The sequence below is a fragment of the Sinorhizobium sp. KGO-5 genome (assembly GCF_036245905.1).
Taxonomy (GTDB): Bacteria; Pseudomonadota; Alphaproteobacteria; order Rhizobiales; family Rhizobiaceae; genus Sinorhizobium; species Sinorhizobium meliloti_A.
In genome coordinates, this window is the sequence record NZ_BDIZ01000006.1 from 263,996 (window position 1) to 283,264 (window position 19,269).

Consider the following 19,269-nt stretch of genomic DNA (forward strand, 5'->3'; position numbering starts at 1 on the left):
GGAGGCGGGAATGACGACAGTTGCGACGAAGCGCGATTACAGCCTGCTCGGCCGCGATGCCGAGGCGGCGGTTGCAAGCGGCCTTGCCGCGGCCGAATGGTATCACACCGACATTCCGCGCAAGCAGATGAAGGAGCTGATGAAGCGGGAGGACGGTCCCGCCATCCGCGACACCGCGATCTGGCTCGGCAGCATGGTTCTTCTCGGCGGCCTCGGCGTCTATTTCTGGGGCAGCTGGTGGGCGCTGCCGTTTTTCCTCGCCTATGGCGTCCTTTACGGCTCCGCTTCCGACAGCCGCTGGCATGAATGCGGCCACGGCACGGCCTTCAAGACGATGTGGATGAACGACGCCGTCTACCAGATCGCCTGTTTCATGATCATGCGCAATCCGGTCACCTGGCGCTGGAGCCATACCCGTCATCATACCGATACCGTCATCGTCGGCCGCGACCCGGAGATCGCCGTCATGCGGCCGCCGGATCTCGTCCGCCTGGTCCTCAATTTCTTCGGCATCATCGACGTCTGGCATGCCATGATCGACATGGTCAGAAACGCCTTCGGCGTGATCAGCGCCGCCGAGAAGACCTTCATTCCGGAAACGGAGCAGCCGAAGGCGATCCGCGTCGCCCGGATCTGGCTTGCCATCTATCTGGCGACCATCGGCCTTTCGCTCTATCTCGGCTCGATCCTGCCCTTGATGCTCGTCGGCCTGCCGCGGCTTTACGGCGCCTGGCATCACGTGCTGACCGGGCTTCTGCAGCATGGCGGCCTTGCCGACAACGTGACCGACCACCGGCTGAACAGCCGCACGGTCTACATGAATCCGGTCAGCCGCTTCGTCTACTGGAACATGAACTATCATGTGGAGCATCACATGTTCCCGATGGTGCCCTATCACGCACTGCCGAAGCTGCACGCCATGATCAGGCACGACCTGCCGGCGGCCAATCCCTCGATCCTGCACGGCTACCGTGAAATGATCCCCGCATTCCTGCGGCAGCTGCGCAACGAGGATTACTTCCTGAAGCGCGAACTGCCGCCGACGGCAAAGCCCTATCGCGAAGAATTCCACAGCGACCGGCTCGTTCCTGCCGCGGAGTGAGGCGGCACGGGCGATCGCAGCAAACCATCGAATGGAGGAAAGAGATGAGTTCGAACTGGGTCGAGGTCTGTGCGGCCGAAGAGATCGACGAGGAAGACGTCGTCCGTTTCGATCACGAGGGACGCACCTTTGCCGTCTATCGCAGTCCGGATGACGAGTATTTTGCGACCGACGGGCTTTGCACGCACGAGCAGATCCATCTCGCCGACGGCCTGGTGATGGGCGACATCATCGAATGTCCGAAGCATAACGGCCGCTTCAACTACAAGACCGGCCAGGCCAGGGGCGCGCCAGTCTGCGTCAACCTCAGGACCTATCCCGTCAAGGTGGAGGCGGGGAGCGTGTTCATCGGGCTTTCCTAGGTCTGCTCACGTTTTGGAGCGCCTCCGCAGTCAGTTCTTCCTCCGGTCGCCATTGTCGGGCTTGTCCCGAGGCTCCACACGCAAGGCATTCCAGCCGGAAGGCGGGGCTGGGGTGGGGCGTGCAGAGGGACTGCGCGTGACCTCGGCTGGTTTTGAGTTTCGGCGGCTCGTGAATGAATCCTCGGATCAAGCCTGACGATGACGACTTGGGTGAAGCCCGAGCATGGCACCGGCAAAGACCGAGAGGGTCCCGTACTCAAAGAAATCGGTCGCAAATGGAAGGAGGAGAGGGCATGACGCGTATCGTTATCATCGGCGCCGGCGAATGTGGTGCGCGGGCAGCCTTTGCCCTCAGGGAAAAGGGCTTCGACGGCGAGATCACGCTGATCGGCGCCGAACCGCATCTTCCTTACGAGCGGCCGCCGCTTTCCAAGGACGGTCTCGCGGAAGCTGCCCTGCCGAAATTCATCGCGGGTGCTGCGCGCTACGAGGAAGCGCGGATTGCGGTCCTGACCGGCGTATCGGCGCAGAGCATCGACCGCGTGCGGAAAGCCGTCACGCTCTCGGACGGACGATCCCTCACCTACGACCGCCTGCTTCTGGCCACCGGCGCCCGGCCGCGACGCTTCCCGGGCGTGCCGGAAAATGCCGGGCGCATCCGCATGCTGAGGACGCATGCCGATGCGCTTGCGATCCGCGCCGTCCTGACGCCCGGTGCAAGGCTCGCCATCATCGGCGGCGGCTTCATCGGCCTGGAGCTTGCCGCGACCGCGCGAAGGCTCGGCGCCGAGGTTGTGCTTGTCGAAGGCCTGCCGCGCGTTCTCTCCCGCGGCGTGCCGGAGGAGATCGCCGCCGTCGTCGCCGAGCGGCACAGGCAAGAAGGCGTGGAGATCATCTGCGGCGCGCAGATTGCGGCAATCGAGGAAGCCGCTGACGGCGCACGCCTGCTGCTTGCCGACGGGATCGGCCTTAAGGCCGAGCTTGTTGTCGTCGGCATCGGCGCGCTGCCCAACACCGAACTTGCGGAGGCCGCCGGGCTCGCGATCGAAGACGGCGTCGCCGTCGACGAGAGTCTCTGCACCTCTGACCCCGACATCTACGCGGCCGGCGACTGCTGCTCCTTCCCTCTGCCGCATTATGGCGGCCGGCGGGTGCGGCTGGAGGCCTGGCGCAATGCCCAGGACCAGGGCGCGCTCGCTGCCGCCAACCTGATCGGCGCGACAGAGACCATGGCCAGCATTCCCTGGTTCTGGTCGGATCAGTACGAGTTCACCCTGCAGATCGCGGGGCTTGCCGACGGTGCGGAAACGACCGTCCGGCGCGACATGGAGGAGGGGGCCTTCATCCTCTTTCATCTGAATGGTGAGGGACGGCTGATCGCCGCAAGCGGCATCGGCCCCGGCAATGCCGTCGCCCGCGATATTCGCCTTGCCGAAATGCTGATCGCCGCCGGGGCAAAGCCGGATCCGCTGGCGCTTGCCTCACCCGAAACCAGGCTCAAGAAGCTGCTGGCGGCCTGAGAGCCGCCGCGCCCCTGCCGCCGAATTCAGGAGAACCCGATGAGACACCGCCGCCCGACCGTTGCCGATCTCCTGTCGATGAAAGGAAAGCGTCAGCTCACCATGCTCCGGGTCGTGACCCTGGAGGAGGCGGAAGCCGCGGAGAAGGCCAGGATCGACCTCGTCTCCGTCCCGCCGGCGCTGCTCGGCCCCGAATTTCGCGAGGCGGCCCCTTCCGTCTTCGCCTTTCCCGGCCTCGAATATGGGGACCATGTGACCGCCGAGGACTATCTCCGCGCCGCCTTTCAGGCGCTGAAGGCGGGCGGCGATGCGGTCTACTGCGCCGCGAGCCTTTCGACGGTCAGGCGCATGCGCGAGGAGGGCATTCCCGTCTGCGGCCATGTCGGGCTGATCCCTTCCAAGGCCACCTGGACCGGCGGCTTTCGCGCTGTCGGCAAGACGGCGGGAAGCGCGCTCGAGATCTGGCGCCAGACGAAGGCGCTGGAAGAGGCGGGCGCCTTTGCCGCCGAGATCGAGGTGGTGCCCGGTGAAGTCGCCGCCGCGATCAGCGCACGCACCTCCATGCTGATGCTGTCGATGGGGGCGGGGACGGGCTGCGACGCGCAATATCTCTTTGCCGAGGACGTGCTCGGCGCTCATCGCGGCCACTATCCGCGCCACGCCAAGACCTACCGCAACTTCGCCGCCGAATACGAACGCCTGCAGCAGGAGCGCATCGCCGCCTTCTCCGAATTCGCTTTTGACGTCCGCTCCAGCGCCTATCCGGAAAAAAACCATCTTGTCGGTATTGAGGAGAAGGAGCTTGGCGCTTTCCTGAGCGAACTCGAAGGCGAGCGCTGAGCAGGACGAGCTCACCTCCCAGTGGGGCCGCCTGGCCGCCTCGACCGAAAGGTTCGGGGCGGCCTTTTTTTGTCTAGTGAGGGAGAGCGCCAAAGATTTGCCAGCAAGTGCGGTTTGTGGAATATGGCGGCGAGATGCAGGCGCCGCCCCTTACGCCTAACCTTTACCCGCAGGCCGCGGAGAAGGGACTGGAAGCATGCCGAGAGTACTTCTTGCCATCGGACAGGGGGAAGTGCCGGCAGGAGGAAGAGGGCAGCGGGCACTCCATCAACGGCAGTTCACATTGGGTCGGACGTGAAGCCAATCCAACAGCCTCTCCGAGTGACGGCGGCGCTCATCGTACGCGATATCTGCGCGCTTCGGCTCGAAGCAAGGGGGCTATCTCCGGACAATCTGTGATCCGGTCGTCCATGCTGAAATGGGGACTCGGGGGATAGGTTTTGAGCAGCGGGTATTGTGGTAATTGTTGCTCACTTTGTCTTGACTTTTGCAGGCATATAGGGCGGTACAGAGCTCGTAGCCTGACAGACGGAGACTGGGGACAGCCGAGACCTTTACAGTCAGAAGTGGTGATAAGAGTGCGCAACTTACCGCAGCCCCAGAGGCATGCCAAACTTTGCCGGAAAGCATCTAGTCACGTCCCCCACGTGACAAAGCTACGGTATGCAATGACCAAGTTGGGGATCGATGCGGGGCGGCCATGGGCCAATCAGAGAGAGAGTCTTTCAGGATGTCGCACTAGTACCCGAACCGAAAATCAATTTGCCCCTGCCTTTTGTAATCGAATTGTCAGAGGGTTGCAGGACGTGATTTGTGATAGTAGGCGAGCTCACTAACAAATTCCTCTACGCAAAAAATATTAAGGAGACGATAATGATTTCTGGCGCCACAATACTTGTGACGGGGGGTACTGGTTCGTTTGGAAATGCTTTTGTTCCCATGACACTTGAAAAGTATGGCCCTGCGAAGATCATCATATACTCGCGAGACGAGATGAAGCAGTGGGAAATGGCAAAGAAATACGCGGACGACTCGCGAGTTCGTTTCTTCATTGGCGATGTTAGGGATCGTGAGCGCCTGTACCGTGCTCTCGACGGGGTAGATTACGTCGTTCATGCGGCCGCGACCAAGATTGTGCCGACCGCGGAGTACAATCCGTTCGAATGTGTGAAGACGAACGTAAACGGCGCGATGAACTTGATCGACGCCTGCATCGACAAGAAGGTAAAGCGAGTTGTTGCCCTGTCCACTGACAAGGCGAGCAGTCCAATTAACCTCTATGGCGCGACGAAGCTCGCGTCAGACAAGCTGTTTGTTGCCGGAAACTCCTATGCGGGCGGCCACGACACACGATTCGCAGTTGTCCGCTACGGCAATGTCATGGGGTCACGTGGGTCAGTGATCCCATTCTTTCTGTCCATCAAAGACAAGGGCCTGTTGCCGATTACTGATGAACGTATGACGCGCTTCATGATTTCGCTCGAACAGGGCGTCGAGCTAGTCTGGCATGCCTTTGATGACATGGAGGGAGGAGAAATTTACGTTAAAAAGATCCCTTCAATGAAGGTTACCGATCTCGCTCGGACGATCGCGCCGGAAGCCAAGCTTGAAATCGTCGGCATCAGGCCAGGTGAGAAGCTTCACGAGCAGATGATTGGCGAGGAGGACTCTTTCCATACCTATGAGTATGAGGAGCATTTCAAGATTCTTCCGGCCATTCACAACTGGACGTCGTCCGAAGCACGCATTAAAGACGGCAAGAAGGTACCCGCCGGCTTCAGCTACACAAGCGACAACAACAATGTTTGGATGACGCCGGAGGCACTACGAGCTTGGATCGTGGCCAATGCCGAAAAGATCGGGAGTGTCTAATCGATGATCCCGTATGGGCGCCAAGATATCACCCAGGCTGACATTGATGCAGTCGCAGACGTGTTACGGTCCGATTATTTAACCCAAGGGCCAATGGTGCCGCGATTCGAGGAGGCGCTTACCGGGCACACTGGCGTTAAGTTTGCCATTGCGGCCAACAGTGCCACCTCAGCACTTCACATCGCCTGCATGGCGGTGGGGTTAGGGCCCGGCGACTGGTTGTGGACCTCACCACTGACCTTCGTCGCGTCTGCCAATTGCGCGCTCTACTGCGGAGCCGGGATAGACTTCGTCGACGTAGATCCGCGAACGTACAATCTCTCTCCAGCGGAACTCGAGCGCAAATTGGTGAAGGCCGAACGCGAGGGTGTGCTTCCAAAGGTGGTCGTTCCCGTGCATCTCACCGGTCAGCCTTGCGAAATGGAGGAGATCCACGAGCTCGGGAAGCGATACGGCTTCAAGGTCATTGAGGATGCTTCTCATGCTATCGGCGGTAAATACCAGGGTGAACCGATCGGCAATTGCCGCTTCAGCGACGTTACGGTCTTCAGCTTTCATCCGGTGAAGATCGTCACGACAGCGGAAGGGGGAGCTGCCCTGACGAATAACAGAGAGCTTGCCGACAGGATGGCGCTGTTTCGCAGTCACGGGATTACACGGGATCCCGCGGCAATGACACACGAGCCGGATGGACCTTGGTACTACCAGCAGTTGGACCTCGGATACAATTATCGTATGACCGATATGCAGGCCGCCTTAGGATTGAGTCAAATGGCTCGTCTGAACGAGTATGTCGCAAGACGTCACGTTCTGGCGAGGCGATACGACGAAATGTTGGCGCCTCTACCGGTCGTCAGACCCTGGCAGCATCCGGACAGCTATTCCGGATTGCATCTCTATGTCATCCGTCTGGAATTGGCGAACGTATCGAAGTCCCGGCGTGCGGTCTTCGAGGGGCTGCGCGCACGGGGTGTCGGTGTGAACCTACACTACATTCCTATCCACACACAGCCGTATTACTCCCGATTCGGCTTTCGGAACGGCGACTTTCCGGAGTCGGAGCGATACTACGAGGAAGCGATCACATTGCCCATGTACCCCCTTATGAGTGAGGCGCAGCAGGACGAGGTTGTGGCGGCGCTGACGGCGGAGTTGAAGCCATGAATTTGGGTGTAATTCCGGCACGAGGAGGAAGCAAACGAATACCTCGCAAGAACGTCAAACCGTTCGCGGGGCGGCCGATGATCGCTTGGTCGATTGGCGCGGCCATCGAAAGCGGGTGCTTCGATCGCCTTGTTGTATCTACCGATGATGAGGAAATCGCGGAGATTTCCCGCCAGTGGGGGGCCGAAGTCCCATTCCTCAGGCCTACCGAGTTGGCCGACGATTACGCCACGACCACCGATGTTATGCGGCATGCGATAAATTGGTTCACACGAAGCGATAGAGTGCCCGAACGGGTGTGCTGTATCTATGCGACGGCTCCCTTCCTGCGACCCGATAAACTAACGGAGGGATTAGGTCTACTTGAGAACCGCGGGGCCGACTTCGCTTTTTCCATTACAAGCTATGCATTCCCGATACAGCGCGCAATTAGACTGACACCGGAGCGGCGGGTTGAAATGCTCATGCCGGAACAGTTCAGCACTCGTTCTCAGGATCTCGAAGACGTTTATCACGACGCCGGCCAGTTCTACTGGGGCCGTGGCGACGCTTGGCTTTCAGGTAAGCCTGTCTTTTCATCTTGTGCGACCGCCGTGATTTTGCCGCGTTATAGCGTACAGGATATTGATACCCCCGACGACTGGTTGCGTGCCGAACTCATGTTCAAGGCCTTCCATGAACTTGATGCCCCTATCTCAAAAGCCTGACGTATTTTTTCGAGTCGATGCGTCGATCGATATCGGCACCGGCCATGTGATGCGTTGCCTTACCCTCGCGGAAATGCTTTCCGCCGATGGGTTGTCGTGTCGATTTATCTGCCGTGCTCATAGAGGTAACCTAATGGGCCTCATTCGTCACAAGGGGTTTGCCGTAATAGAACTCCCACTGAAGGAACACGGTGACAGTGCGGGAGGTCTTGCGCATTCCCACTGGCTCGGTGTTGATTTGCAGACGGACGCGCTCGAGACGTTGGCGGCGATCGGCGACACTCCCGCAGGCTGGCTTATCGTGGACCACTACGCGCTCGATCTTCGCTGGGAACGGATTGTGCGTCCCTCCTGTCACCATCTGATGGTGATTGATGATCTGGCAGATCGCAAGCATGATTGCGATCTCCTGCTTGATCAGGGTCTCGGCAGAACCGAGAACGACTATCGATTACTAATCCCCGACAAATGCCAGTTGTTCGTTGGCGCCAAACACGCACTTCTTCGGCCCGAGTTTTCACTGAAGCGGACCTACAGCCTTGCGCGGCGTCGACGAGCGGTGCCGCAGAAGGTGTTGATCGCACTCGGGGGGGTGGACAAGGACAATGTTACCGAACGGGTACTGCGGGCACTCGAACGAAGCGCGCTCCCGCAGGAGGCCCAGATCACAGTTGTCATGGGACCGCACGCTCCGTGGGTGAATGCCGTTTGCGAGCAAGCTGCTCGAATGCCGCGGAAAACACTAGTCGTAGCGAATGTCGATGATATGGCAAATTTGATGTCGGATGCCGATCTTGCCATAGGAGCGGCGGGCACCACATCCTGGGAGAGATGTGCAGTCGGTGTGCCCACAATTTTGGTGATTCTCGCGGAGAACCAACACGATGTTGCAATCAAGTTGGCGGCCGAGGGCGCCGCACGGATCGTTGAGCTCGGCGCTGATTTCGAAGTGACGCTGAGCGGCCTTGTCGAACATCTGCTTTCCGACAAAGTCGCTCTCGATGCGATGTCGGAGCGAGCTGCAGCCGTGTGTGACGGTAAGGGAGGGCTAGCGGTGGCGCGCCAGATCGCTGTCCGCTTGCATCGCCAAACCCACGAGATTTTATGAAATGACAAACGGTGCGTACGGTGTCGCGCCCGATTATTGGTGGCGATGTCAAGGCAATGGACGTGGCGATATATCTCGTCAGTGCGCGAAAAGATGCATACTTGGCATGAGATCTCCGATTGGGCGTGATTTGCCTAAACGACATAGATGAGGAAAACCATAAAGCGGTTTATGCCCCCTATCATCTCCGGAAGCGAGGCGGGTGTCGGCTCTGGAATTGAATTTTTTACGCTGGACTACGCACTTTTTGATCTGAAGCTTCATAAGGTTTCTTGCGAGCTCTCAGATTCTAACTCAGGTGTCGACAAGCGCCACAACAGATTCGGATAGTCGCAGAAGAAGTTTTTTGCCAGGATATCACTGCCCATACAAATGTTTACGACATACATCGACTTCGCGTACTAGTGAGTGAGTGAGTGCGTGGGCAGCCAAGTGCGGTGACGTGCTTCCTGGTATTCCGCACCTATGGAGGGTGAATTGAACAGAGTTATCAAGATCGATGGCAGGCAGATTGGGCCAAGTTTTCCACCGTATGTGATTGCGGAGATGTCCGCCAACCATAACGGTCGTATCGAGACTGCACTGTCGCTCATCGAGCAAGCGAAGAAGGCAGGTGCAGATGCCGTAAAGCTGCAAACCTACCGACCAGACACGATAACCTTGGACAGTGATGCGGAAGGCTTTCGGATCGAGGGTGGTCTTTGGGGCGGGAAGACGCTTTACCAGCTCTACAGCGAAGCTTATATGCCATGGGAATGGCATGCACCACTCTTCGAGCACGCCCGAAACGTCGGCATAACGATCTTCAGTTCCCCCTTCGATACGACGGCGATTGACTTACTCGAGGACCTGAATACTCCGGCCTACAAGATTGCCTCGTTCGAAGCTGTGGATCTCCCACTTATCCGTTATGCCGCAAGTACCGGCAAGCCGATGATCATCTCCACTGGCATGGCGGACGATGAGGAAATCGCCGAGGCGATAGCAGCTGCTCGCGAGGGTGGATGTACGGACCTGGCCATTCTTCACTGTGTGAGCGGCTACCCGGCACCCGCCAGCGACTATAACTTACGCACGATCCCTGATATGATTGAGCGCTTTGAGTTGACCACCGGCCTTTCGGATCACACGCTAAATAATACAACTGCCATCGCAAGCGTTGCTTTGGGCGGCTCTCTTATCGAAAAGCACTTTACTCTCGATCGAAGCGGTGGCGGTCCCGATGACAGCTTTTCCCTTGAGCCTCTGGAGTTTGCAGCTCTTTGCCGCGAAGCCAAGGCTGCCTGGGAAGCTCTCGGAAGTGTAGACTACGGCCACAAATCCAGCGAAATAGGCAATGTGAAGTTTCGCCGATCGCTTTACTTTGTAAAGGCCCTAAAGGCGGGTGACATCATAACGCCGGATGCAGTTAGAAGTGTGAGGCCGGGCTTCGGACTCGCGCCTAAATATCTGGATCAGGTTCTCGGCAAGTCAGTGCAGAGAGACGTCCAAATCAACACACCAGTGACGAAGGACGAGATTGAATTATAAGTTGTTGGGCCGCGGAGCCGCAGAGCCAATCAGCTGGGTGGCAGAAGGCGGGCGGCCTGCTGGACCAAAGTTTGCCGCGGCCAGGTCACGCTAGTCGAGACCTTGAGGAAGCGTGCAACTTCGGAAGCCCCCGCGCCTGGCGCGGAAAGCCTCCGCCAGTATCTGCGCGCAATCTTCCAACACCCCAACACTGCCGACGCCGCTCCGATCCCGTCAGCAAAACCTGTATGGCCCATGAATCGTCGAATTGCCCAATGCGCACTTAAGTCACTCTTAAGAGCGCAGACTCACGGGAGACCGGGAGAGCGGAACTTCCGCGCCCGAGGGACGCACTTTGTCTCACCGGCATATCGCTTTGCTGCGAGCTTGCCAGAAGATTGTTTGAGACCTCTCTGAAGGTATGTTCTGTCGTGACCAGTAATGGGGCAGTCGATTGTGACTACGCCCGGTCCCGAATATTGTAGTACCCCATAACACCGATCCCCCATGCAAAGAGCAGTCCGAGGGTCACAAGGAGTACATTGACCAATCGACTCGGGTACTGCGCCAACTGCGAAAGCGTAGGTTCAATGAAGAGCGCGAGGTAGCGCTGTCGGTTGTTCGCGTCGATTCGGGCCTTTTCGAGAGAGCCCAAGGCCGCAGTATAGGCGCGCTCGGCGAATTCCCGCTCCGTTTCCAGTTCCTCGAACTCAGCGATTCGACCGGCGACGTCCTGAGAGTTGGGGTCGCCTGCAGAGGACGGGTTCTTTTCGCCTGCACCCAACCGCTGCCGTTCCACCGCGAGTTGCTGTTCCAGGCTTTCGATACGAGTCTTCAGCACGCGGATCCGGGGTGTGTCCTCGCTCATCTGGCTTTTCGCGGTGGCGAGATCGGCGTTCAACTGGGTCAGTTGTTGCTCCAGCGAGCCGATGAGCTGAATGGCGAGTTTGGCGCCCTCTTCCGGGCTGATTTCCTGCGATTTGTCGCGATACTCGCGCAGTCCTGCGCGCGCCTTTGCGAGTCGTGCCTCGCCCGCCAGCACCTCGTCCTGCGCGGCGCGCAGAACGTCATTGCGTGCGGAAAGTGAGAGGCTGTTCACGAGATTGTCGCTCTGGCCGACGATGAACTCCGCAATCTCTTTCGCTTGCTCCGGCTCGAATGCCCTGACAGTTACCTGCATGATGCCAGAGGCGTGGTCGAAGGTGACCTTCACCATATCCCGCCAATATTCGAGCTTGTCCTCGATGGGCAAATCGGAGCCGATTCCGTAGAAATAGTCTAACCCACGGGTTGCGTAGACGTCCTCCAACTTGAACCGTCGGTCCGCATCGGCGGCCATGCGCTCGCTCAGGATATAGTCCATGAGAATATAGCTGTCCGAAACGGTGCTGCCGCCCGAAGCCTGGGTAAACATGCCGAGGATATCGCTCGAAACGCCGCCTTCGATGCTGCGCACGGCAAAGGAGGCGGTACTGTGATACTGGTCGGCGGCGATAAAGGCCATGTAGAGAGAGGCGAGTGTCGCAGGCACGGCCACGAGCCCCAGGAAGGATGCGCCGATGATGGCGTGGCGCCAGCGCAGCTTCCTCAGCCATTTCGGCTGCCAGCCGGCCTTCTTGGGTGGTTCGACTCTGCGGCCCGGCAGGGGGATGACCGGTGCGCTTTCTTTGCCGAGAAGCCCCTCGAGGACGGCGATGCCCTTGCTTTTCGCCGTGGCCTTGGCGGTGTTTTGCCTATCGGCGGCCTGCGCGGGGTCAGGCTTGTTCACTGCCGCGTCCTTGCTTGCCGCCATTTAGCTTTCCTTCATATTCTTGTCGTGCGCGCGGATCGCGTCTTCGACATTCTCATAATAGGTCATCTTGCCTTTTTCCAGCACGACGCCACAATCGCAATAGTCGCGGATCGTGCCGGTGCTGTGCGAAACCATGACCACGTCCGAATCCTGCAGTCTGGTCTCGAAGACAGCCTGGCACTTTTTCTTAAAATTTGCGTCACCAACTGCGGTGATTTCATCGACGAGATAATAGTCGAAGTTGACGCCCATGCTCAAGCCGAAGGCGAGGCGTGCCTTCATGCCTGAGGAATAGGTGCCGACCGGGGCCTTGAAGAAAGGGCCGAGCTCGGCGAAATCCTCGACATATCCGATCAGTTGCTCGGTATCCACGCCGTAGATGCGGGCGACGAAGCGCACATTCTGTTCACCCGTCATCGAGCTCTGGAAGCTGCCCGAAAAGCCGAGCGGCCAGGAGATCTTGCCGCGGCGGATGATTCGGCCCTTGTCGAGCTTGATCGCGCCGGCGATCAGGCGCAGCAGAGTCGATTTTCCGGCGCCGTTGCGGCCGAGCAAGCCAACGCTCTTGCCGCGGTTCAGCGTCAGCGATGCGTCCTCGATGATCGGCTTCTTGATGCCCTTGGTGCGGGCATATTTGGTCGCCTGCTCGAACCGGATCATTCGTTTCTCAGCGTCTTTCTGGAAAGGGTAAAGACCAGCATTCCGGCAAACAATGTCAGAATTGCGATTCCATACAGGTAGTCCATGTCGAGGCCAATCGCCCTATACTCCGGATAAAATCCCTTGCGAAAGCCCATGATGATGTGGACGAGCGGATTGATGAGCACGAGATCGCGATAGGGCGCGGGGATCGAGTCGGGCAGGAAGAAGACGCCTGATATCAGGAAGAGCGGCCGGTTCACGATGCCGAAGATCTGCTCGTAGAGCGGATATTTAAGGAAGAGCACGCAATTGACCATGGCCACGCCGAGGCCGAAGAGGCAGGCGAGCCCCACCGCCTCCAGGATGGAGGGCCAGTGCATATCCGTGTCGACCCGCATGGTGGCGACAATCGTGCCGAGCACGATGAAGGCGACCAGCGATGTCGTGCCCATCTGCAGGACGAAGCGGGCGACGATGGTGTCGATCGGCGCGACATTCGGGTAGCTAAGCAGCGCTTTGTTGGCCTTGACCGCGGCGTTCAGGTAGCCCGCCATGGCTTGGTAAAACTGGAAGGCGATATAGCCGGTGGCGAAGAAGAGCGCGAAGCTGGTGCCAAGCGCCGGCGAGCGGGCAATCGCCTGAAAGATCATAGTCATCAGCATGATGTGGGCTGCCGGATCGAGCAGCGCCCAGACATAGCCGCCCGGTTTCGAGCCGAAACGCGCCGACATTTCGCGTACAAGAAGCGCGCCGACCACCCGTATATGCGTGGAAAAAACGCCCATCTCAATGCTCCCACTTCCATTCACTGATCTGGACGGCAAAGGTCGTCACCCCGTCCGGCGAGGAACCGTTGAAAATATTAGCGAAGTCGTCCCTCTGTCGTCGCGTTACCGCCATCAGCACCTTGAACTCAAGAAAGTAGACCAATCTCTACATGGCCGCAACTGACGCCAGTCTCGATCGAATCTGCCGCAGCACCAAAAAGCCTTGCGCGTTGAGCATCCCGCTTCAGTCACTCGACCTGCTGTGGCCATTGGCGATTCAGCAGCAGCGCAGCAGCATCGCAAGACAACGCGATGCTGAGTCTACATTCGTAACCTTCGATAGGTATCGTGCGCCCGCTCAAATATTGATCGGAACTGAAACAGAATTCTCTCCGTCGCTATGTAACGGCCTCTGCACTCTCAGACGCGGTTGGGCAGGGGAACTGTTCGGAGGTTTTCTTATCCTCGTGAGCATTGATAAATTGCTCCCTCGCGGTCCAGACGTCTCTGCGAACTGCATAAACCTCATGGTTGTCGTCTATCGGGAACACAACGTTTTTCCGCAACAATCCCCTAATATCGTCAGATCGCTCGATAAACTGTGGATGTCCCCGACGCATCAGCCAGAGCAGCGCCAAGCATTCGGAATCCGATAGGGTTTCCAGCGATAGGAGCCCTTCGCTCTCACTGGCGGTGTGCTGTCGGTGCCCGTCGTTCTCCTGCACCATCCGTGCCTGCGACTCCACGATTGTCTCCATTCTTCGGTGATGGTCTGCAGTCGCTTAAACGTCGTGCCCTGTTTATCGCATTTCAGCCTAAACTGACGCATGGTTGTGGCCCTTCAGTGAAGGGAATGGATGCCGGCAGCAAGCCAATCGTCCATGACACTGCCGAGATCGAGTGCAACCCCGCCTTCTTCCTTCGCGGTCCCGATGAATATCTTACCTACAATGCCACCAGCAACGAGGACAAGAGTGCCCGGCGATGTCTTCCTTCGGACCTCTTCATCGATGGCTTGGTAGACGAGTGGCAACGGCTTTTCTGAAACGTGGTATTTGCCATTGCGCGATGTGCGGAAATGGGTAGGGATTGTCACATGGCTAATGTTGGTAAGACCATTCATCCAGTTCGGGAGGTGTTCGAGGTTTGCACTGCTTACTAGAACGCAATTCTCTGACGCTGACATCATCTCCCGAACCGGGTCGTGCGATCGAAACAGAGGGATGTTCATTTTTTCGTCGCCGAAAAGTGCCGTCTGCTGTCTGCCGGAGAAATAATGGAGCACCTGCAGCAATCCTCGTCCCTGAACGTTCGCTTTGAAGCTAACGCTCTTCTCGTGGACGTCGCGGACGAAACGATGGATCGACGGGATGCCGAGCGCGTCAGCTTGATCAACCGCTGTACGAATGCGCTCGGTGATAGCTGACCTTAGTGACTGATCAAGCTCAATGCCCCACCAATGACGCTCTCTATTAAGCTGGTCCTCGAGCGAGAAATATTCATGCCGCTCGGCGAAAGCGTACCCCTCGCCGTCGCTCAGACGGATCATCGAGAATGGTTTCTTCTGCTGTAGAGACTCAATCACGAGCCGCTGAAAATGATTTCTCTCCTCGGCGTTGGACCTAACGTCCATGAAACGCATGGACGTGCGAACATGGACATAGACCGGCTTTATAACGGCCTTGAATTCTGCGGTGATCGGCGGCGGCGCAGCATGTTCGAAGGCCATCTCAGTATGAAGGTGAGTCGATCCGCTGTGCTTGGTTCCAAAGACGTTATCCAGGTCGGTTATCTTGAGACGATGGAACGGCGTTTCCGCTTCCCAGAATTCCTCTCTGGTTTTCTCGTATTTGCTGACCTCTCCCGACTCGATTAGGTGGCGGAGCAAAGCGATCCGGCGTGTAGTGGACAGGGATTCTCGGCGAACACGCAATCCCTTTTCAAAGAGAAGATCAAGCAGATCGAGGCGGTCTTCCCGAAGACAGGCATTGAAAACCAATCCTTCCAGGCTGGACCGGACAAAGCGATGGTTCGGGACATCAAAAACCGCGTCGATCATTCCTTCGAGCGGGTATGGAAGGGCTACGCCTGTTACCTCAAACCGCTTGAATGCGAGCCAAAGGTAAACAGGGAGGTTATCTTCAACATGATCGACATGGTCAAAAAGCGTGAACACGACAGGATGACGAACGAAATAAAGTTGGTCGATGCATTTGATCACTTCCTCCTCCGTTAGGAGGCCAATCTGCAGCGTGCGCTGCAACCACGCGGCAGGGCTCTGGACCTCGGCTATGGAGTATTTTAACCAATCCAACTTTTGGGCGTCGGGACGTGGCGTTAATTTGGGCTTCTCAAAGTGAGCATCAGCCGTCCGCAACTCCCGCATGGCCTGGGAGTTCTTCAGCGGCGATTTATAGGCTACGTACTTTACTGTCTCCAGGACCATCCTTGGAGCCACCTGGGCGGCGACACGGACGATGGATTGCCCAAATTCCGGGAGCTTTACTGTTGGGCGCCGAACCGGCTTTGGCGCATCGACCTTCTTGATCACCCCGACTCGGGGACGTCTTCGTCGTTCGAGAATATGACGGATACTCGTCAACAGCTTGCCCTTGTCCTTGTCGGACGCGGACTGCGGCGGTGCGTATAGATCAGCGTATCGCGAGTACCAAAGCTGATCGAAGCTGAACTTCTTCCAGAAGGGAGTCCCCAGTGTTTCCATCGGAGCCGGTCCTGCGATGCGATTTTGGACGAATCCGTAATAATCTGCAGGGACAGGATCGAAATCGAAATTCTGGAAGACCGGAAGACCTCTATGTAGCAGCTCAATGACAACTGACGAGTTTGCCACTACAGCAACATGAGAGAAGTCGGGTGCTGTTTCGAGCACTGGAAGATCGTTAGGCCACTCGACGGGCGCCTGATTCGGATGCGGCTTTACGTAGATCGATGAGACCTCTGAATTCTCCTTAAGACGTTCAAAGACACGACGAAGTCCATCCATTTCAACGCGCCCGGTGGTATACAGAACAACACTCTGCCGTGTGGTTTCTTGGACCAAGTCTTTCGGGTGGATGAATGGCCCAGAGAGACGCGAAATGACAAATACGTCTCCAGCGATGGGCGCAATTCCCGCATATATCCTGCGAGAAACTTCGTTTCTGAGAATGCTGTATTCAAAATCGAGTGGCGGGAAGCCGTCTGAGACTTCCGCGTGCTGGATGTAAAGCCTGGGGATGCCGAAGGCTTTCATCGCCAATGAGAAAGCGACGGGATTGGGAGAGTGGTCATTGGCGACAATGGCAAGGAGAGGATGCTTACTATCTGTTCGAGAAAGCGAGAAATAGTATCGGGCAAAGTGAACTGCGAATTGGCCGATCTGGTACACAAGCTCTGGACTGATCGTCTCTCTACTGTCAATGTAGTCGACCATCTTAGGCATCAGTCGCTCAAGAAACCGGTCTAAATCCTGCTCACTGTGCTCTCTCTTCGAAAGCTTCAGATCAACTGCATTGAAGTGGGTGAACTTTTTTCCGAGTGTGCCGACAATGTCTAGGAAAAAAGCAAACTCGCGAAGGTTGTTCTTCGTTCTGCCGAGAAATAACATGTCTACGTCCGGCAGGGCATACGTGGCTTTCTTCGATGTAATGATCGTGTTCGCCCAGTCTGACAGCGCAGCCTTTCGGCGTTCCTCCAATGAGTTCGAAGGACTGAATCGAGAGCGAAATTCATCAGTGAGTTTGTGGCCAATGATCGCGTCGTAATCGCAATTGTGATCTATTACGCGGGCAACCCTCTCAAGGCCGTCTAGGAAGTGGACAGCCACCGGATCGGTGTCGAAAACCGGCGCATTTGGAGAGGTGTCGTTGACAGCCATGGTAACAGACTTTCTTATCGTGAGTTAACCGGAAGCGAGCGGCGTTTAGCACGCGAAGAAATGTATGTCAGCCACAAACCGGTATAATCGGCTTAATATGCTATAGGGGATACCCTCGGAGATTGTATGACTGCAACCGAAAACGAGCAAAAGAAGCTGTCGTTGATTGAAGCGCATGCATACTGGGAGCATCCAGACGATGGAATGAACTCGCCGTTGGAGTATCTATTGGACAGCGAGACCAATCGTCGCCGCAACGAATCGCTTCTCTCTGTTTTCGAGAAGCACGTTGATCACACGGACTCCATACTGGAGATTGGATGCAATGCGGGTCGGAACCTGCAGGCCCTTTACCGCGCTGGGTATCACAAATTGTCGGCTATCGAGATCAGCCAGGATGCCATCGGCGTGATGCGAAAGTACCTGCCGGAGCTGTACTCTCGTACCGAAATCACGGTCGGGCCGATCGAGGATATCATCAAGACTATTCCGAAGACGCGTCATGATGTGATCTTAACGATGGCGGTTCTTGTTCATCTACCCCCAGAGAGCGAGTGGGTGTTAAAGGAAATAGCAAAGCGGGCGAAGAAGAAGATTATCATTTTTGAGCCCGAGTCTAAGACAGCAGACTCTCCGCGTCACTTTCCGAGGAAATACAAACAATTTTTCCAACAATGCAGGCGACCACAGATAGAGCAGTGGTGGCCGGTCCCAGGTCTGCCTAAGTCCTACATTTGCAGGGTTTTTGGCCCTCGAAATCTCCCCTAGGGTAAAGCCGTTGCAGGTGAAGATGGCCTAGTCGATGAACTTGATGATGTGGCCGGTGCGTTCGGCCACTTTCACCGAAGCGGTATTTTCTCTCTTGACTTCAGCAATCTTCGGCCCGAATAACTCGAAGGCTCTATTTAGCATCTTCTCCGCTATGCCTTTTCTTCGGTGAGAAGGAGATACGGCATAGCTGATTTCGTCTTGATCTAACCTGACGGTGCCAACGGGAATTTTGTCGATTTCCGCAATGTACAGTCCCGGTTCAGATAGAGCCAGGCGACGAGTCAGCCAAGCCAAGTGGTTATCCATTAACAGCACTGATGTATCCCGCGACATGGCACGAGTTTCCGGGTCGTTGCGCCAGTCAAAGAGCATTTTTGCGTCCTCGATCGTGGCTCTACGGAAAGTCAGCTTGTCCCCGTCGTGAATCAATCTCCCCTCCATTTGTGATGTCACGCCACACCTACCTTCCTTGCCGAAACTTTAACCGAATGGCCTGCCGCATTATTCTGAACGCAACGTCTTCCTTGACATGGTAAACACAGCCATGCCGCAAACCAGTGTCAGCGCAGAGGTTGTGCAGAGATAGTTCAAATCCAAACCAATCGCCCGATACTCTGGGTAGAACCCAGATCGAAACAGCATGACGATATGGCAGATCGGGTTGTAAAGTAGTGCGTCTTGATAGGGCGGGGGCATATTGTCGGGGAGGAAGAACACGCCGGACAATAGGAATAGCGGACGCGTTATGATTCCATAAAGCTGTTCGTAAAGGGCGTATTTCACGAACATCACGCTGTTCAGCATTCCTATCCCTATCGCCAGCATTCCTGCACTGATCTCCGCCTCGAGAATACGCTCCCAATTCAATTGAGGAACGTTCTTGAGAGCTAGGAAGATACTCGCAAATACAATGCCGGCAACTATCGCCGTTGTGGCCGTTTGAAGAATGAACCTGGCCGTGATCGGATCAATAGGTGCGACATTTGGATAGCTGAACAGAGATTTGTTGGCCTTCACGGCGGAGCTTAGATAGCTAACTTTCGCTTGGTAAAGCTGGTAGCCCAAATATCCTGTGGCGAAGAACAGGACGAAACTCGTTCCGAGTGCTGGCACCCTTGCCATTGCGCCGAAGATCGTCGTCATCATTGAGATGTAGCCGATCGGCTCCAGAAGTGCCCAGACGTACCCTCCCGGCTTTCTGCCGAATCGTGTCGACATTTCACGCACAATCATGGC

The 19,269-nt window shown here is 56.9% G+C and carries 16 protein-coding genes; 10 read left to right on the forward strand and 6 right to left on the reverse strand.

What is annotated here, in order from left to right; all coding sequences use genetic code 11:
- Positions 1 to 10 precede the first annotated feature (10 nt).
- The 9 genes from BHD07_RS23685 (at position 11) to pseI (ending at position 10,205) form a co-directional block, all read left to right on the forward strand.
- Complete coding sequence (locus tag BHD07_RS23685) at positions 11 to 1,102, forward strand: fatty acid desaturase family protein (protein WP_338283348.1); 1,092 nt, start codon at positions 11 to 13, stop codon at positions 1,100 to 1,102.
- Between the two features lie 44 nt (positions 1,103 to 1,146).
- Entirely contained in the window at positions 1,147 to 1,464 is a 318-nt protein-coding gene (locus BHD07_RS23690) for a MocE family 2Fe-2S type ferredoxin (RefSeq protein ID WP_010975439.1), read from the forward strand.
- Between the two features lie 293 nt (positions 1,465 to 1,757).
- Positions 1,758 to 2,984: an NAD(P)/FAD-dependent oxidoreductase gene (locus BHD07_RS23695; RefSeq protein ID WP_338283350.1), complete on the forward strand. Its 1,227-nt coding sequence runs from the start codon at positions 1,758 to 1,760 to the stop codon at positions 2,982 to 2,984.
- 39 nt (positions 2,985 to 3,023) lie between these two features.
- Positions 3,024 to 3,824 carry a 3-methyl-2-oxobutanoate hydroxymethyltransferase gene (locus BHD07_RS23700; protein WP_338283351.1) on the forward strand — a complete coding sequence of 267 codons (801 nt, stop codon included), beginning with the start codon at positions 3,024 to 3,026 and terminating at the stop codon, positions 3,822 to 3,824.
- Between the two features lie 873 nt (positions 3,825 to 4,697).
- Positions 4,698 to 5,696, forward strand: coding sequence for a UDP-N-acetylglucosamine 4,6-dehydratase (inverting) (gene pseB, locus BHD07_RS23705; RefSeq protein ID WP_338283352.1), 999 nt, complete (start codon positions 4,698 to 4,700; stop codon positions 5,694 to 5,696).
- Between the two features lie 3 nt (positions 5,697 to 5,699).
- A complete protein-coding gene (gene pseC / locus BHD07_RS23710) occupies positions 5,700 to 6,860 on the forward strand; it encodes a UDP-4-amino-4,6-dideoxy-N-acetyl-beta-L-altrosamine transaminase (RefSeq protein WP_338283353.1) in 1,161 nt (386 codons plus the stop codon).
- Entirely contained in the window at positions 6,857 to 7,567 is a 711-nt protein-coding gene (gene pseF / locus BHD07_RS23715; RefSeq protein WP_338283354.1) for a pseudaminic acid cytidylyltransferase, read from the forward strand. Before pseC ends, pseF begins: the two co-directional genes overlap by 4 nt.
- Entirely contained in the window at positions 7,536 to 8,675 is a 1,140-nt protein-coding gene (gene pseG / locus BHD07_RS23720) for a UDP-2,4-diacetamido-2,4,6-trideoxy-beta-L-altropyranose hydrolase (RefSeq protein WP_338283356.1), read from the forward strand. Before pseF ends, pseG begins: the two co-directional genes overlap by 32 nt.
- A gap of 477 nt (positions 8,676 to 9,152) precedes the next feature.
- Positions 9,153 to 10,205: a pseudaminic acid synthase gene (gene pseI / locus BHD07_RS23725; RefSeq protein WP_338283357.1), complete on the forward strand. Its 1,053-nt coding sequence runs from the start codon at positions 9,153 to 9,155 to the stop codon at positions 10,203 to 10,205.
- 439 nt (positions 10,206 to 10,644) lie between these two features.
- Here pseI and BHD07_RS23730 read toward each other — a convergent pair whose 3' ends face one another.
- From BHD07_RS23730 to BHD07_RS23745, 4 genes are all read right to left on the reverse strand, one after another.
- Positions 10,645 to 11,976, reverse strand: a complete 1,332-nt coding sequence (locus BHD07_RS23730; protein WP_338283358.1) for an RkpR, polysaccharide export protein — start codon at positions 11,974 to 11,976, stop codon at positions 10,645 to 10,647.
- On the reverse strand, positions 11,977 to 12,636 hold the full coding sequence (locus BHD07_RS23735; protein WP_338283359.1) for an ABC transporter ATP-binding protein: 660 nt from the start codon (positions 12,634 to 12,636) through the stop codon (positions 11,977 to 11,979).
- Complete coding sequence (locus BHD07_RS23740; protein WP_338283360.1) at positions 12,633 to 13,403, reverse strand: ABC transporter permease; 771 nt, start codon at positions 13,401 to 13,403, stop codon at positions 12,633 to 12,635. The genes BHD07_RS23735 and BHD07_RS23740 overlap by 4 nt, the downstream gene beginning before the upstream one ends.
- Positions 13,404 to 14,226: 823 nt before the next feature.
- Positions 14,227 to 17,262 carry a hypothetical protein gene (locus tag BHD07_RS23745; protein WP_338283361.1) on the reverse strand — a complete coding sequence of 1,012 codons (3,036 nt, stop codon included), beginning with the start codon at positions 17,260 to 17,262 and terminating at the stop codon, positions 14,227 to 14,229.
- 126 nt (positions 17,263 to 17,388) lie between these two features.
- On the opposite strand from BHD07_RS23745, the gene BHD07_RS23750 reads away from it, so the two are divergent.
- Complete coding sequence (locus tag BHD07_RS23750; protein WP_338283362.1) at positions 17,389 to 18,030, forward strand: class I SAM-dependent methyltransferase; 642 nt, start codon at positions 17,389 to 17,391, stop codon at positions 18,028 to 18,030.
- Positions 18,031 to 18,057: 27 nt separating this feature from the next.
- Here BHD07_RS23750 and BHD07_RS23755 read toward each other — a convergent pair whose 3' ends face one another.
- Positions 18,058 to 18,462, reverse strand: coding sequence for a GNAT family N-acetyltransferase (locus BHD07_RS23755; protein ID WP_338283363.1), 405 nt, complete (start codon positions 18,460 to 18,462; stop codon positions 18,058 to 18,060).
- 72 nt (positions 18,463 to 18,534) lie between these two features.
- Positions 18,535 to 19,266: an ABC transporter permease gene (locus tag BHD07_RS23760; protein ID WP_338283458.1), complete on the reverse strand. Its 732-nt coding sequence runs from the start codon at positions 19,264 to 19,266 to the stop codon at positions 18,535 to 18,537.
- Between the last annotated feature and the right edge of the window lie 3 nt (positions 19,267 to 19,269).

What these genes read in the sequence shown, in the direction of transcription:
- BHD07_RS23685 (WP_338283348.1), top strand. Translation starts at nt 11, where the DNA reads ATGACGACAGTTGCGACGAAGCGCGATTACAGCCTGCTCGGCCGCGAT.
- BHD07_RS23690 (WP_010975439.1), top strand. Translation starts at nt 1,147, where the DNA reads ATGAGTTCGAACTGGGTCGAGGTCTGTGCGGCCGAAGAGATCGACGAG.
- BHD07_RS23695 (WP_338283350.1), top strand. Translation starts at nt 1,758, where the DNA reads ATGACGCGTATCGTTATCATCGGCGCCGGCGAATGTGGTGCGCGGGCA.
- BHD07_RS23700 (WP_338283351.1), top strand. Translation starts at nt 3,024, where the DNA reads ATGAGACACCGCCGCCCGACCGTTGCCGATCTCCTGTCGATGAAAGGA.
- pseB (WP_338283352.1), top strand. Translation starts at nt 4,698, where the DNA reads ATGATTTCTGGCGCCACAATACTTGTGACGGGGGGTACTGGTTCGTTT.
- pseC (WP_338283353.1), top strand. Translation starts at nt 5,700, where the DNA reads ATGATCCCGTATGGGCGCCAAGATATCACCCAGGCTGACATTGATGCA.
- pseF (WP_338283354.1), top strand. Translation starts at nt 6,857, where the DNA reads ATGAATTTGGGTGTAATTCCGGCACGAGGAGGAAGCAAACGAATACCT.
- pseG (WP_338283356.1), top strand. Translation starts at nt 7,536, where the DNA reads ATGAACTTGATGCCCCTATCTCAAAAGCCTGACGTATTTTTTCGAGTC.
- BHD07_RS23730 (WP_338283358.1), bottom strand. Translation starts at nt 11,976, where the DNA reads ATGGCGGCAAGCAAGGACGCGGCAGTGAACAAGCCTGACCCCGCGCAG.
- BHD07_RS23735 (WP_338283359.1), bottom strand. Translation starts at nt 12,636, where the DNA reads ATGATCCGGTTCGAGCAGGCGACCAAATATGCCCGCACCAAGGGCATC.
- BHD07_RS23740 (WP_338283360.1), bottom strand. Translation starts at nt 13,403, where the DNA reads ATGGGCGTTTTTTCCACGCATATACGGGTGGTCGGCGCGCTTCTTGTA.
- BHD07_RS23745 (WP_338283361.1), bottom strand. Translation starts at nt 17,262, where the DNA reads ATGGCTGTCAACGACACCTCTCCAAATGCGCCGGTTTTCGACACCGAT.
- BHD07_RS23750 (WP_338283362.1), top strand. Translation starts at nt 17,389, where the DNA reads ATGACTGCAACCGAAAACGAGCAAAAGAAGCTGTCGTTGATTGAAGCG.
- BHD07_RS23760 (WP_338283458.1), bottom strand. Translation starts at nt 19,266, where the DNA reads ATGATTGTGCGTGAAATGTCGACACGATTCGGCAGAAAGCCGGGAGGG.